The following is a 14,448-nucleotide window of genomic DNA, read 5'->3' on the forward strand; positions in this document are numbered from 1 at the left end:
GGATAGGGTGCGCCCTGTGAATGCCACCTCGCCCGATCCCCGTGTGCCGCCGGCTCCTTCGCTGGCTGAGGGCTTCCGGGAGGTGCTCGACGCCTTCGAGGAAGATGCGGGCCGCGCGCCCCATCTGGTGGAACTGCTGGAGATCCTGCGCGAGGGCGCCCGAACGCTGCCTAATAATGCGTTGGCCGACGGCCACCCGGACGAGATTGTGGGTTTCGTCGTGCGGCCACGCACACGCGCCCGTAATACCGACGTCCTTGGCGGCCTCAACGACGGCCCGTACGTCGCCGCCTCAGATGCCTTCAACCATTGGTGGCAGACCGGCGCGGGTGCGCCTATCACCCTCGTCGACCTTGCCGCCGTAGTGCTTGAGGCGCTTCGCTATGTCGGCCCAGCCCTGCTCGACTCCTCGGAGGTCGCCCGGCTCACCGCGATTACCCCGAAGCGAAGGCGGGCGAAGGCCCGCGCCCGCATCGGTGACATCATCGCCGTGCCCACCGATAACCACCACTACCACCTGGTCGTGCTCGTCTGCCGGAACAGGTTCGGCGCGGCCTTCGGATTGATCCGCGGTCGGTATCCGCTGCGGAATCCGCCAGCTGGCCTCACTGCGGCAGCCACCGGCATCGTCAGATACTGCGACGAGGAAGCGATCTCGACCAGGCGGTGGCGCATAGTCGGGCACGACAGTCAGCAGCTCGGCTGGTTTCCCGCCGATCCGGAGATCTACCACCGGCCCGGACCGCTGCTTGAAGGCTTGCCCACCGTCGGCGAGTTCGGATCAGGAGAGACAGCGACCGGTCACCTGCGTGACCTGACCGCCGCCGAGGCGCTCGCCATCGACCTGGCCGGCAGCTATGAGCAGGTGTACCTGCACGAGCATTTTGAGCCGGCGCTCGCCGAATTCATCGCCCCGCACAACGGTTAGCCCAAGGAACCTCGAACGCTCGGCGCATCCCAGATGATCATTTCCACCATGAACCGACGCCGCGGTGGTTCAGCTGATGACGCGGCGCACGGCGGCGAGGTGCGCGGCCCACACGGACAGGCGACTGATCTTGACGACGTCGCCGCTGTGCGGGGCCTGCACGATCAGCCCCTGGCCGAGGTAGAGGCCCACGTGCCCGGGCTTGGTCGTGGTGCCGCGGCTGCCGGGAATGAACAGCAGGTCCCCCGGCCGCAGGTCCCGGTAGTCGGTGACCGGCCGGCCCGCGTGGATCTGGTCGCTGGTGGTGCGGGGCAGGATGATGCCGGCGGCCCGGTACGCCTGCTGGATGAGGGAGGAGCAGTCGCATTGGCGGGCGGGGATACCGGAGTGGGGTGCGGTGCAGTCCCCGCCGAAGGTGTACGGGCTGCCGAGCTGCGCCAGCGCCCAGCCGACCGCCGTCACGACCGGCCCCGGCGTGCCCGCCGGCAGGGTGAACCCGGCGGGCAGCGGCACCTGCTCGCCGCCGGGCTGGCCGTCACCTGCGTCGAACAGGCACAGCGGGTTGCTCATCGCCTGCTCCAGATCCCCTCCGACGGGCCCGGCGGGGGTGCCGCCGGCCAGGACGCGGACCAGGGCGATCGCGTCGTCCTCCCACTTCGCGTAGGCGCCGGGGTAGGCGGAGCGCTGCACCGCTTGGGCGGCGTCGGTCAACGCCATGGCCTGCCAGCCGTCGACGGCCAGCAACGCCCGGTAGAACCGGCCGGCCGCGTAGCGCGGGTCCTGGAGTTGAGCGGGTGTGCCCCAGCCCTGGGACGTGCGCTGCTGGAACAACCCCACCGAGTCGCGGTCCCCGCGGGACAGGTTGCGCAGGGTGGACTCCTGCATGGCGGTGGCCAGGGCGATGACCCAGCCTCGGGGCGGGACCGTGAGCTCGACGCCGACGGACACGATCACCGCCGCGTTGGTGACCTGCTCGCCCGTCGAGCCGCCAACGCCGGTGGCAGGCGGGGACACGGTGACGGTGGGCAGCAACGGCTGCCGGCCCGGGCCGACAGTGCCGTTGCACGCGGCCGAGGCGGTACCACCGCCGGTGAACAGCATCCCCACTGCGCCCGCGCACAGCATCAGCACGGCGAGCACCCCGGCGGCGATGGCGGCGAGACCGCGCCCGCTCACCGCAGGGCTCCCGCAGGCTGATGTGGGGCGTGGCCCGCTGCCGGGGAGCGGCTCGCCGGGGTGCAGGTGGCATCCAGTGACGGGGGCAGGCAGCCGGCGAGCCGGTAGCGGGCCAGGTGCTGCCCGTCGTCGGTGTGCACGGCGACCTCGGCGGTGAGCGGGTCGATCAGGTAGATCCATTCCACGTCGAGGTGCCGGGCGTGCGACAGCGGGAACACAGTCACCGGTTCCGGCGCACCGTCGGTGGTGCTGGCGAGGGTCATGCCGACGCCGGGCACCGGGCGCTGCCCGGCGAACCCGGATTCGGTGGCGGCGGTGATAGCCGGGTCGAGGTACTCCCAGTCGGCGGCGAGGATCGCGGTGCTCAGTGCGTGGGTGTCGCGGCGGGCGTGGCCGACCCAGATTGCGGCGATGGCGGGCACGACAACGCTCGGGTAGCCGTCGAGGAGCACGAACCGGGCGTACACGAGGCGCGGGTTCGCGACATCGGTGGTGCCGACGAAGCAGTGGGTGCTCACGGGGCAGGTCTCCTTCGCAGCAGATGCGGGAACGGGAGGCAATGAGGTGCGCGGACCGGTGGCCCCGACGCGGGACCGGCCGGTCACGGCTCGTCCGGTTGCTGAGGTGCCGGCCACGGGGCGGGCTTGGCGCGCCAGCCGAAGATCGGGTCGCTGGTCTCGACGGATCCGCAGCGGCTGCAGCGGATGTAGGTGTCGTCGCCGTAGCCGGCCATGGACGGCATCTCGTCCTGGACGACCTCGTCGACGGCCCCGCACACCTGGCAGCGCAGTGACGTCCCGTCGGGCCCCCACGTGATGAAGATCGGCTCCTCGTCGGTGCCGCCCGGTCGCCCTCGCGGGCCGGTCATGCCATGCCCCCGTCTGCTGCTGGCCTTCTGGGTGGTGGCGGTGAGGAGGGCGGTCAGTCCCGGGTAGGTGGCGGGGACGTTGCCCGGGTCGGGGCTGTCGTCGATGAGCAGCAGCGGTTGGTCATCGCCGCGCGGGTGGGTGAGTTGGTAGAGGCGGCCGTCGGTGTCGACGGCGTTGATGCGGCGGGCCTGCCCCGGCGCGTCGCCGTTGGTGAGGATGTCGTCGTAGCAGGTGGCCCAGGCCAGTAGCCGCGCGTCGGGTTCGGTTGCCCTGATCAGGCGGACGATCGTGTCGAGGGTGGCCTGGTAGGGCGTTGCCGCGTGGGGCTGGCGCAAGCCTGCGGCGAGGCGGTGCAGCAGGGCGGGCAGGCCAGCGGGGTCGGTGAGCAGGTCGTCGCGGCGCAGCGGGAATTCCACGCTGCGCAGAGCGCGTGCGGGCGAGGCCGTGTGGAGGGGGCGGGTGTGGATGAGCAGCAGCGTCGGGGGCTGGCCCCAGCCCAGATGCTCGGCGTCGACGTCGGTGGCCAGGAGGCAACCGGCCAGGGCGTGGACAGCGGTGAGGGACAGCACAGGGGTCTCCCTTGTCAGGGGCGGAAATGGGGGAGGGCCCCGCAACCGGGTGGTTGCGGGGCCCTCAAGGCGTCAGACCTGTCAGTGGTGGTGGCGGTCGCGGCTGCGTCCCACCGGGGTGGCCAAGGGATGGTGGCCGTACACGCCGGTACCGGAACGCTTCGCGTGGTACATCGCCGTGTCCGCCTCGGCCAGCAGCTGGCGGGGGTTGGCGGACAGGTAGGCGGGGTTGTGGGTGTAGCCGACGGAGCCGCTGACACGGACCTCGCCGCTGTTCAGGCGGAAGGGGGCGGCGCCGATGGCGTGCCATGCGGTGCGGGCGGCACCGGCCACGTCCTCCTGGTCGCCCCGTACGAGGAGGGCGAACTCGTCGCCGGACAACCTTGCGGCGATCTCCACCGGCGCGTCGAGGGCGGCGAGGAGCCGGCCGACGTGGGCGAGGAGCAGGTTGCCGGCGTCGTGGCCGAGGGTGTCGTTGACCGTCTTGAACCCGTCGAGGTCGAGCAGCACCACCCCGACCGCCGCCCGGTCGGCGAGGGCGGCGCGTAGTCGGGTGAGGAACAGCCGCCGGTTGGGCAGCCCGGTGATCTCGTCGTGGCTGGCCTGGTAGCGGGCCGCGTCGAGGGCTTGCTGTTGACGCCACAGGAGGGCGCCGGCGAGGGCGAGGCCGGCGAGGATCCCGCCGACGGTGGTGACGATTCCTTGCAGGATGGGAGACACTCGGATCGCTCCTTGGTCAAGAAGGAGCACCGGGGGCGGGCGTGAGGCCGCAAACTTCGACGCCCGCCCTCGGGCTGCCTGACGAATGGGCTACAGACCGCCGGTGGCGGGGGCGAGTTGAAAGGTGGCCGGCCGTTCGACGGTCTGTACGAGCGCGCCGGCGGCGACCAGCTTGATCGCCGCGTTGAACACCGCGCCCTGGCTGGCTTTCCTCGCGCCGCTACCGGCGTTCGCGGCGTCGATGAGCTTGCACAACTCACTGGTCTTGTACTGCCGGTCGGGGTGGGCCTCGAGGATGTCCAGTACGGCACCGCGCAGGGAGCCCTTCACCCGGCGGCCATTCCCCGTTGCGGTTGCCTGCCCCTGCGGGTCGGCGTTCAACCCACCCTCGCCCTTGGCCTCGGCGTCGTCGGGCGCGGCGTCGGACTGCTGGCGGTCGTGGCCTGCTTCCTCCGAGGGCGGCCGCTGCTCGTCGCCGCCCCTGGAAGACGTGACGGTGTCCGGCGGAGCAGGTGCGCCGCCGGTGGAAGCCAGGGCCGGGGACGCCTCGTCTGCCGGTGCAGGGGGCTCGCTGTCCCGTTCGGGCGCGTCAGGGGTGTCGAGGGGATCGGTTGGGGTGGCGGTGTCCGAGGTGGCGGCCGCGGTCCCGCCGGGTGGTGTGTCAGCCGCATCCTGGGTGGACGGTGGCGTGGCGGTGGTGGTGCGGCCGGTGTCGGTCAACCGCCACATGGCGCGGTTGTCGTCGCTGCGGAACCGCTCGGCGTGCCCGGTCTTCTCCCAGGCGCGTAGCTTCGCCGTCGCCGTGGAATAGCCGAGCCCGGCGTGCTCGGCCACGGCCGTGGCAGTGGCCTCGCCGAGCTCGCGGAGCGCGGCGAGGACCGTGAACATCGTGTGCGCTGGCACGGGCTGCGGTGCATCCGTCATGGGCACGTCCTTCCTGGTGTGGAGGTCAGCAGTGATCCACGCTTCAACCGCACCGCTGATCAAGTGCGACGACCGGATCTCGGGACATCCCGAGATCCGGTCTGCGGTCGGTTGCCAGCCAGGGGCGTGGCGGGCGCGCGTGGGAAGGAATGACTGATCGGCCGGGGGGCGCCGGCTGGGGTGCGGTCAGAACGAGGGGCCTGATGCCGTGTGCCCCGGTGAGGCGGTGGGCCGGGCAGGCCATGGCGTGCTGCGCGACGGGCAACCCGCCGTCGATGTGGACGCTGTGGGAGGAACTTCCTGCCGATGGCGCTGGAAGAGGAATACGGCGGCCTGTTTCAGGCCGGGCGGGAGCGGGTGCCCCCTGGCCGGGGCGCCCGGCCTGTGGAGCACTGACCGCCGCTGCGTGCGGCGGTACGGCAGCTGGCCGTTGAGGCATCTGCGTTGCGCCGACGGCAGCAGCGGAGAGTAGGCCCCGCAGGGTGACACAGCCTGTACCGGACCGCTGGGGCATCCCAGCTGGGCTGGGCCCTGCAGCGGGTTGCCGGTGCCCTGGACCCCGGGCGTTGAGGTGGGGTCTAGAGGGCGACGGAGAGGAGCCGCTGATCGGGGTCGAGGGTGTCGAGGTGGGCCAGGGCCTGCTCGAGGTAGGTGATGCGGTGGGCGAGGGCGTCGCTTTCCGGGGCGAGCTTGCGGCCGTCGGCGGTGAGCATCGCGTCGCCGGCGACGGCGCTGGCGGCGCGGTAGTGCTGGTAGGCCATCTGGCCCGCCTGGTACATCTCCAGCTCGCCGACGCTGGGCTGGCCGGGGCCGGGAGCGGCGGCGGCGTGCAGGCGCATGGCGTGGACGCGGGGTTGGGCGTGGAAGTCCGCGATCGCGGTGTCGAGGGGGTAGCGGTCGGGGTCGGTGAGGTGGCGGGTTTCGATCAGCGGCCATGGGGTGGCGGCTCGGGTGCCGTGGACGATCTGCTGCCAGATCTGGTAGCGGATCCCGGCGCCGAGGGCGGCGGCGTGGCGCATCCCGTGCAGGTCGAGCAGCCGGACTGGTCCGCCCGCACAGGGCGCGGGTCGGCCCTTGCGCAGCCCGATCAGTTGCTGGCGCTGCCAGACGCGCAGCTGCGGTACCGCCCAAAACTGGGGCGTGAGGGTGCCGGTGACATTGAAGTGGGTGTCGAGCTGGTGGCTGGTGAGCGCCTGCGCGGGCAGCGCGTCGGGCAGGCAGATGATCATCGTGGCGATGGTCGGGGCCGGCGTGACGGTTGGCCGGGCGGTGGCGGTGGGCCGGGTGCGGACCGGGCGGGGCGCCGCTGCCGGCATTGCCTTCGCGGACGCCGGTCGTGTCGGGGTGGCTGGCACACGGCTGCCGTGGCGGGTCAGCGGGGTGCCGTTGACAGTGGACATAAGCCGTCCTCCTTTGGTGGGGGTTCGCGTGGGCGCGCAGGGATGACCGGCCCATCGGGTACGTGGGTCGGATCAAGGGAAGAGGTGGTTGTGGGTGGCTGGTGTGACCTCGAGGGGTCGCCGCGCGGGCGCGTGCCGACCGGCCGAAGCGGGTGGGCGTCGCGTGTCGCTGGGATGCGGCGGGGGATCCCTGAGGTGGGACGAGCCGGGTGGAGCGAATATCTGGGGTGTTGTATGCCGGAAAGGTAGCGGCTGCCACTCACAGCGCGTTGCGACGCGACAGCGGCAGGAAGAGGCCTTTGGCCTGCACTGTGAGAGATCACCACCCGCTGTGGGGCGGATGAGGTGTCTCGCTGTGAGAGGTCGATCCACTCACAATCGATCTTGCGGTGTGACAGTCATGCCCCGCGCTGAAGGGCGTGGCTGGGCCGTGACCTGCGGTGTGAGCGGCTGTGAGCGGAGCCTGTCAGAGGTCGGCGTCGCGGTCGGTGTAGCGGTGGGGGTTCGTGGCGGGGTTGTCGGGGCCGTGGTCGCTGGGCAGCTCGTGCAGCCAGCGGCGTAGCCCGGGCTCGGTGGCCAGTGTCCAGGCCGGTCCTGCGGGGTGTTCGTCGTGGATGCCGGTGGCGACGGGCATGGCGGTGGGCACTCCGGCGAGGGCGCGTAGGAGGTTGGCCTCGCGGCGTCGGCTGCGCACGCGCAGCAGGACCGGGTAGCGGGGCCCGAACTGGGTGAGGCGTTCGTAGCCGCGCAGCTTGCGCAGCACGACGGCGAGCGGTTCGGTGCCGTTGTCATGCTCGAGGAAGAACCCGACCTGCTGGTCCCCAACACACCACACGCCGTGCCCGTCGGGTCGGATGCCGGCGAGAGCGTAGGCGGCGGTGGCGTGCTGCTCGGACCACCACCTCGCCAGCCGCACGTTTGGATGGGTGCGGGCGTGGGCGAGGAGGTCGACGAACAGTTGGTTGGTGCCGAGCAGGTGGGCGAGGCGGGAGCTGCCGACGATGCGTTCGGTGCGCTCGATGCTGCTGCGCGGCGCTCGGGCGTCGGGCCGGTCCGGGTCGTTATAGGCGGTGGGGTGCACGAGCATGCCGAGCGGGCCGAGGGCGTAGAGGTACTGCCCGTCGCCGGTGGTGATGTCGACGAAGCGGCTGACGGCCTCGATGCCGTGCAGGGTGGCCAGCCGTAGCCGGGCGGAGCGGCGGGAGGTGAACGCCGCGTCGGTGATCTGGTCGGCGGAGAGCACGTAGTGCTCGGCCAGCCAGGCGAGGAGCTGACGGTCGCGCAGCGTGAGCCGGCGCAGGTTCTCCAGACGGGAGCGGCGGCTGGTGGTGCTGCGCGAGGCGAGGAGCCGGGGGTTGGATGACCGGGGATGGAAGACAGGTCGATCGGTAGACACGAGCGGACATCCCTTCAGGGAGGAGGTGGATCCCCTCCGTTGGAGGGGTCTCTGGGATCAGGGTTGGTGGTGACCGCGCCGCTGCGCCGCCGTGTGCTGCGCTGACAGGCCTGCCCGCGCTGGTCGCAGCGGCTGTCAGCCCGTTGGCGGTGAAGGGCGGAGGAAGCGTCTGCGGAAGGGGCTACGGAAACCCCGCCAGGCGCCTGACAGACGCCGAAGAAGCCTCCGTCAGCCCGGCCACCTGGTCACACCGGCCGAGCCTCTTGCGGTCGACCGGGCCTCAAGGACTGGCCTTGTCACCCTCCGCACGGGGTGCGCGGGTCCGCTGAGGCGGCTTGGAGTAGCGGTCGACCAGAGCGTCGATCGCGCCGATGTCCTGTGCCGGGACGGCGCGCGCCGCGGCCTGCCGGATCGCGGTCGCCTCGCCGATCAGCGGCTTGGGCGGGCGGGTCCTCATGGTGAACGCTGGCGTCTGCCGGCCGCCCACGACCAGACGGGTGGCGGCGGTGTAGGCGTCGAGGTGGGTCAGGTCGTGCTCGTCGAGCTCCGGCAGGGTGTGCCGCGCCAGGACGCGGGCGTCCTCCGGCGCGCACGAGAAGTAGATTTTGTTGCGGGCGTTCGCTGATGCGGCGGCGAGGAGGTCCTTCGGGAACTGGGCGAGGTCCTGATGCGCCAGGACGAGCGAGAGCCGGTACTTGCGGGCCTCGGCGAGCATCGTGTCGAGGCTGTTGGCGAGGGTGAGGAAGTTCTGCGCCTCGTCGATGATCAGGGTGGCGTCGCGGCGTTTGTCGGGGGCGATGCGTGCCCGGGCGGTGGCGGCCTGCCACACCTGCGCCAGGACCAGGGAGCCGAGCAGTTTGCTGGTGTCCTCACCCAGTTGGCCTTTCGGGATGCGCATGAGCAGCGCGCCGCCGTCGAGGACCTTGCCGATGTCGAAGCTCGAGCGCGGGTAGCGCATGGTGCGCTTGACGAAGTCGCGCAGGAGGAACGCCCGGAGGCGGGCGAGCACTGGTCCGATGACCTGCGAGCGCAGGGCGGGGTTGAGCTCGTCGTACCACTGCCAGAACCCGGACAGGCCGGCCGGGTCGTCCAGGTCGACGGTCATCGCGGAGCGGAACTGGGCGCTGTTGAGCAGGGGTGGGATGTGTTGCAGGGTGACGTTGGCGTGCCGCAACAACGTCAGGCAAGCGACCCGCATGACGTCGTCCATCCGAGGGCCCCACGCTTTGGCGAAGATGTTCCCGAAGATCGACACCAGGTTGTCGACCACGAGGTCAGGGTCGTCGCCGGCGAGTGGGTTGATGGTCGGCGGATTCGGCTGGTCCGGGTCGAAGATGACGAGGCGGTCAGCGACCGATGCCGGGAGCCGGTCGAGGATGTCGAGGACCATGTCGCCGTGCGGATCGATGACGACCGTGCCGCGGCCGGCGGTGATGTCGTCAACGGCCATGTTGACCAGCAGGGTCGTCTTCCCGCTGCCGGTGGAGCCGATCACGTGCAGGTGATACCGCGCATCCGGCACGGCCAGGGCCACGCCGTGGCCGCCGACCTCGGCGGTGCCGAGGAGCTTGGTGCCGCGTCCGCCGGCCGCGACGGCGACCGGTGCGGGCATGGACTTCGCCCGCGCGCGGTCCAGGCCAGGGACGGCCAGATCTTGGGGCAGCGCGGCGAGCGCGGCCAGTTCGGGCGTGGAGGTGAGGAATCCGGCGCCGAGGCGCCGCCGCGCGAGGACCGCGGCCGGGGCGGGCATGCGGGCTCGGTGGGTGAGCCGGTTGCGGCCGGAGTACACGGCGAAGGATGAGGCGATGGTGTCGGCGATGCCCCGTAGCCGTGGCCGCTGGTCGGTGCCGGCGCGTCGGCTGTCCTTGCCGACGGCGTATCGGATGGCGGTCTCCCACAGCGGGTGGGAAGCCTTGTCGAGGATGGCCCGGACATCGCGTTCCACTCCGGGGTCGCGGCGACCCGTCTGGCCATACCTGCCGGGGCTGGGGGTGCGGCCGGGTAGGAATGCCTCGACGAGCCACAGCAGCGGCGCGGCCGGGTTGATGGCGGGCAGGGCGGTCTTGCCGTCGCGCAACCTGCCGGCGGTGCGTCGGGCGCGTCGGGCGCGGCGGGGTGTGGCGGGGCGGGCGAGGATCTGCACGCAGGCGTGCTCGTCGGCCCGCAGCCCGGAGCCGGCGGAGATCAGCGCGCGCAGCGGGTCGTTGTCGTGGTCGATGCGCAGGGGCAGCCATTCGGCGGCGGTGGGCAGCAGATGTCCGCCCACCCCTGTTGGCATGTCGAGCGGGATGGGTGGGGCGGGGGTGTCGTCGGTGGTGCAGGCGGCGCCGGGCCAGGCGGCGCGGACGGCGGCTTCGACGGCGCCGGGTGGGACGGTGCCGGGTACCCAGATGGAGATGAGCAGCCGTCGTCCCGTCCAGGCGTACTGCCAGGTGACGTGAGGGCTGCCGTAGAGCCAGCGGCGGCGCCGCGACGGGGTGAGGGTGCCGGCGAGGTTGGCCCACAGCGCGCCCGCGCAGTGCGCGTCGACCTCGGGGGGTGGGGCGATCGTCACGAGCCGTGCACCCGCACTGTGCCGGCGGTGCCGCCACGCTGCGACCAGGTTGCGGCCGGCGACGTGCGCCACGAGCAAGCCGGCGGCGACGGCGAGCAGCCACGGCCGCTGCCCCACCCACGCGGTGGCCTCGAGCAGCCAGCGGGTGGCGCCGGTGGGCGGCACGACAATATCGGCGTCTGGGCCGGTCGGATGGGGGGTGAAGGTCAGGATGGCCGCGGGGTCTGCGGCGGGTGGGGTCACAGGTCGTCTCCCCCGTCGAGGTCGGCGAGTTCGCTCGGGCGGGTCGTACACAGCTGGTGCTCCGCCTGCGAGGCGATGGCCTCGAAGCCGGTCCGGTTCGTACCGGAGATCAGCAGTCCGGTGCCGACCCGCGCGGCGAGGAGCAGCCGCCGTTCGCCGGCGGTGAGCCCGAAGGCGTCGCCGATGGCGTCGATGGCCTGTGGGGCCTGCTTGAGCAGGATCTGGGTGGCGGCGTTGGCGACGACGGCCTGACCGAGGTCGGTGCCGAGAAGGTCGGCGACGTCCTGGGTGATGACGGTCAGGCCGGCGTGGCGTTTGCGGGCGGCCTTGGACATGCGGAACAGGAACCGGGCGCCTTCACCGTCGCGCAGGAGCAGCCACGCCTCGTCCACGACGACGAGCCGCCGTACGTCCGTACGGCCGGGGGAGTCGACCTGCCGCCAGATCGCGTCCAGGGCGAGCAGGGTGCCGACGGTGCGCAGTTCGTCGGGCAGGTGCCGCAGGGACCACACCACGAGGTGCCCGTCGGGGCGGGTGGTGGTGGGCCCGTCGAACAGGTGCGAGAACGACCCGTCGACCCAGGGGGTGAGGCGGGCGGCGAGCTGCCCAGCGGCGGGATCGGTGTCGGCGTGCAGGCAGCCGGCGAGGTCACGAAGCAGTGGGGCGGGCCGGTGGTGCGTGGTCGGGTCCGCGGTGATGCCCGCATGCCGGTAGACGGCCAGGATCGCCCGGTCCAAGGCCGCCCGTTCCGCCGGTGGCGGCTGCTGACCCAGCAGCACGCTGATGAGGGTGTGCAGGAACAGGCCACGGCGGGTGAGCACGTCAGGGCGGGAGTCACCTGCCGGCAGGTCGAGAGGGTTGACCTTCACCCCGCACGCGCCGAGGCGGACCACGGCTGCACCGACCGCGTCGGCCAACCGCAGGTACTCGTCCTCGGGGTCGATGACGGCGACCTGCACCTGCTGGTAGAGGTTGCGCAGGATCTCCAGCTTCACGAAGTACGACTTGCCGGCGCCCGAGCGGGCGAGAACGACGCTGTTGTGGTTCTCCTGCGCCCAGCGGTCCCACCACACGATCCCGCTGGAGTCGGGGTTGATCCCGTAGAGCACCCCGCCGTCGGCGGGCGGGTCGCCGGGCAGCGGCGCGGGCAGGTCCGCAGAGGCCAGGGGGAACGCGGCGGCGAGAGCGGCGGTGTCCATGGTGCGGCGCATCTGCAGGCTGTCGGTGGCCAGCGGCAGGGTGGTGGTCCACCCGGCCAGGTGCCGCCACGTCGCCGGCTGCACCTCGATCAACGTGGACGCGGCGGCCGCCTTCACCTGCGCGCACGCCTCCAAGAGTTCGTCCTCGGTGCGGGCGTGCACGGTCAGGTAGAGGCCGACGCGGAACAGCTTCGCCGCACCGCGCGCCAACCGCTGGGCGAGGTCCGCGGCGTCGTCGGCGGCGGCTTCCACGGATGGGTCGGGCAGCTTGCCGCGGCCGGCGTCGGCCCGGCGGGACGATTCGAAGCGGGCCCGCTGGTTGCGCAGCCGGGCGGCGGCGACCGGGGCGGGCAGCGGGTCGATGTGCAGGGCGAGGTCGAGGCGGCCCGGCCACGACAACAGGGGTTCGAGCCAGGCCGGGCCAACCTCGGCCGGGTAGCCGGTCACCACGAGGGTGGCGGCGTAGCCATCCCCGACGCGCAGGAACCGCGGGGTGACCTCAACCGCAGCGGGGGCGACGGCGGCCGCCAGCCCGTCCGGCTGGCAGCCACCGTCGGCAGGCTGGGATCTGCGGCGCAGCTTCATGTCGGTCGGCTCCTTCCGTGCCGGTGACGCCGATGGGGCGTGGGTGAGGTAATGACGGTGTCGGGTGCCGCGAGGCCGCCGGGCCGGGGCGGCCGGTAGGGGTCGGCGGCCGCGGCGAGCGCCGCGGTGACCGCCGGCCCGTCCAGCGCCCGGGTGGTGACGCCGAGACCGGACAGGGCGCGGACCGTGTCATCGGCGCGCCGTCGCGCCGTGTGCTCGCCACGCTCACCGGCGCGCGTGCCGGTGACGATGAGGACCTGCCGGCGCAGCGGATCCTTGCGCGCGGCGAGGTCGTCGAGGAAGCGGGCGTGGTCGCAGGCCGCGTCGGTCAGCGCCGGGTGCGGCAGCCGCATGGCCGCGTGGGCGAGGCTGTGGGCGGCCGAGTGCAGGTCCACCGGCTGCGCCGACACCACGATCTGCGTCGGGGCCGACAAGCTGTTGAGCCAGCGGCCGAAAGTGTCGACCAGGGCCGCCTGCTCATCGCCGGTACGCAGCGCGAGGTTGACGTTCGTCGTGGCGACCATCGCCGCTCGCGCGGCGCCGAGCCGGATCTCCCCTGCGTCGTCGATGGCGTCGGCGGGCAGCTTCAGCGGCGCCGGCAGCATCACCCTCGTCGTCGGCGCCTGCACCCAGTCCGGTGTCTTCGACGTCGTGTCCGTTGTCGACAGCGCGCGCGGAGCCCGCGCGTGACGGACGGCGGCGAGCAGCCACCCGTCCAATGGCAGGCCGTCGCGCCGGCCGACAGCGACACCGAAAACCAGGCCGCCGCCGACAACGGCGGCGCCGACGAGCACCGGCGCGGGCACGACCTGATGCAGGGCCCGCCAGACGCCGTAGAAGGCGAGGGCGGCGACGGCGAGGATCGCCAGCTGCCGGAACGTCAGCCCGTACAGCACCTTGTCGGGAGCGTCGACGTCCGCGGGCATCCGCACCCTGCCCGGATCGGCGCGTTCGTCGTGGCGGCTCATCGGCCGACCGCCTTCAGCCCGCGGCCGAGGCCGAAAACCGTACGGGTGGCCTGCTGCACGACGATGACCCGCACCGCCGCGCCGAGCATGTTCACCCCGCGGCCGCTGTTGCCCGCGGCCACGTAGCGGCGCATCAGGGACGGCACGCGCAGCGTCGTCCAGAGCATGACCATGACCACGAACAGGTTGATCGCGCCGCCCGGATCCACCGGCAGCCCGAGCACGGGCAGCAGGTGCTCGGGGTCGGTGAGCATCCACTGCCCGGCGTAGAGGGTGAAGCCCTGCACCACGGGCACGGCGAGGACACCGGTGTAGGACCGCCACCACATGCGGGCGACCGGTTCGGTCTGCGGCATCGCGTGACACGCGAGGGCCAGTGGGGCGAAGGCGGTCAGGACGATGACGACGGCGAAGCGGACGATCACGCTGAACGCGGTGCCCGCGAGGAGCACGGCGATGATCGCCACGCAGATCACGAACAGCAGCACCGCCGTGCTGTCCTGCCCGGCGAGGATGTGCGTCTTGATGGCGCGCAGCGCGCCGTCGCTGTCGCCCTCGGGTGTGGTGAGCGCGCCGGTCAGGGCGTTGGCCAGGTCGATGAGCATGCCGCACCACAGCTGCGAGAAGTGCGCGGCGACGAACCCGACGACCAGCCTCGGAACCAAGTCTTTGGCCGTGTAGCGGGTGGTTTCACTGCCGCCGGCGGTCATGGTGAGTACCCCGGCGGCCACGAAGGCGAGGACGAAGACGGTGTCGACGACGAGCACCGAACGGCCCGTCAGGGCCTGCACCTGCGGCAGGGCGGTGACCTTCGGGGTGATCAGCAGCGCGCTGCTGATCACCCCGAACAGCGCGTCCAGGCTCGCGAGGATCGCCGCCGCCAGCCAGTCCAGGATCTGGTCGAGTAGCCAGCCCAT

12 protein-coding genes are annotated in these 14,448 nt (G+C 72.2%); 1 reads left to right on the plus strand and 11 read right to left on the minus strand.

The genetic code is table 11. The features are described 5' to 3' along the window. The first annotated feature begins 16 nt into the window (after positions 1-16). Complete coding sequence (locus tag GA0070622_RS13165; RefSeq protein WP_141684554.1) at positions 17-928, plus strand: hypothetical protein; 912 nt, start codon at positions 17-19, stop codon at positions 926-928. Between the two features lie 69 nt (positions 929-997). Here the strand turns inward: GA0070622_RS13165 and GA0070622_RS13170 are convergent, their stop codons facing one another. From GA0070622_RS13170 to GA0070622_RS13225, 11 genes are all read right to left on the minus strand, one after another. Continuing rightward, complete coding sequence (locus GA0070622_RS13170; RefSeq protein ID WP_091577288.1) at positions 998-2,053, minus strand: C40 family peptidase; 1,056 nt, start codon at positions 2,051-2,053, stop codon at positions 998-1,000. Between the two features lie 47 nt (positions 2,054-2,100). Then, a complete protein-coding gene (locus GA0070622_RS13175; protein ID WP_176710459.1) occupies positions 2,101-2,622 on the minus strand; it encodes a hypothetical protein in 522 nt (173 codons plus the stop codon). 83 nt (positions 2,623-2,705) lie between these two features. Beyond that, positions 2,706-3,542, minus strand: a complete 837-nt coding sequence (locus GA0070622_RS33070; protein WP_245666217.1) for a hypothetical protein — start codon at positions 3,540-3,542, stop codon at positions 2,706-2,708. A gap of 81 nt (positions 3,543-3,623) precedes the next feature. Continuing rightward, complete coding sequence (locus tag GA0070622_RS13190; protein ID WP_091573571.1) at positions 3,624-4,262, minus strand: GGDEF domain-containing protein; 639 nt, start codon at positions 4,260-4,262, stop codon at positions 3,624-3,626. A gap of 90 nt (positions 4,263-4,352) precedes the next feature. After that, the gene (locus GA0070622_RS13195; protein ID WP_091573572.1) at positions 4,353-5,186 is read right to left on the minus strand and encodes a MarR family winged helix-turn-helix transcriptional regulator; all 834 of its coding nucleotides are present in this window, start codon (positions 5,184-5,186) and stop codon (positions 4,353-4,355) included. A 578-nt stretch (positions 5,187-5,764) separates the two neighbouring features. Beyond that, complete coding sequence (locus GA0070622_RS13200) at positions 5,765-6,586, minus strand: hypothetical protein (protein ID WP_176710460.1); 822 nt, start codon at positions 6,584-6,586, stop codon at positions 5,765-5,767. Between the two features lie 466 nt (positions 6,587-7,052). Next, positions 7,053-7,895, minus strand: a complete 843-nt coding sequence (locus tag GA0070622_RS13205) for a replication-relaxation family protein (RefSeq protein WP_091577296.1) — start codon at positions 7,893-7,895, stop codon at positions 7,053-7,055. Positions 7,896-8,262: 367 nt separating this feature from the next. Next, positions 8,263-10,701 (minus strand): type IV secretory system conjugative DNA transfer family protein, encoded by a 2,439-nt coding sequence (locus GA0070622_RS13210; protein ID WP_245666219.1) that lies wholly within the window; start codon positions 10,699-10,701, stop codon positions 8,263-8,265. A 74-nt stretch (positions 10,702-10,775) separates the two neighbouring features. Then, positions 10,776-12,563, minus strand: coding sequence for a VirB4 family type IV secretion system protein (locus tag GA0070622_RS13215; RefSeq protein WP_091573573.1), 1,788 nt, complete (start codon positions 12,561-12,563; stop codon positions 10,776-10,778). Next, positions 12,560-13,531 (minus strand): PrgI family protein, encoded by a 972-nt coding sequence (locus GA0070622_RS13220; protein WP_091573574.1) that lies wholly within the window; start codon positions 13,529-13,531, stop codon positions 12,560-12,562. The genes GA0070622_RS13215 and GA0070622_RS13220 overlap by 4 nt, the downstream gene beginning before the upstream one ends. Next, the gene (locus tag GA0070622_RS13225; RefSeq protein WP_091573575.1) at positions 13,528-14,448 is read right to left on the minus strand and encodes a TrbL/VirB6 family protein; all 921 of its coding nucleotides are present in this window, start codon (positions 14,446-14,448) and stop codon (positions 13,528-13,530) included. Before GA0070622_RS13225 ends, GA0070622_RS13220 begins: the two co-directional genes overlap by 4 nt.

The sequence above is a fragment of the Micromonospora sediminicola genome (assembly GCF_900089585.1).
Classification (GTDB): domain Bacteria; phylum Actinomycetota; class Actinomycetes; order Mycobacteriales; family Micromonosporaceae; genus Micromonospora; species Micromonospora sediminicola.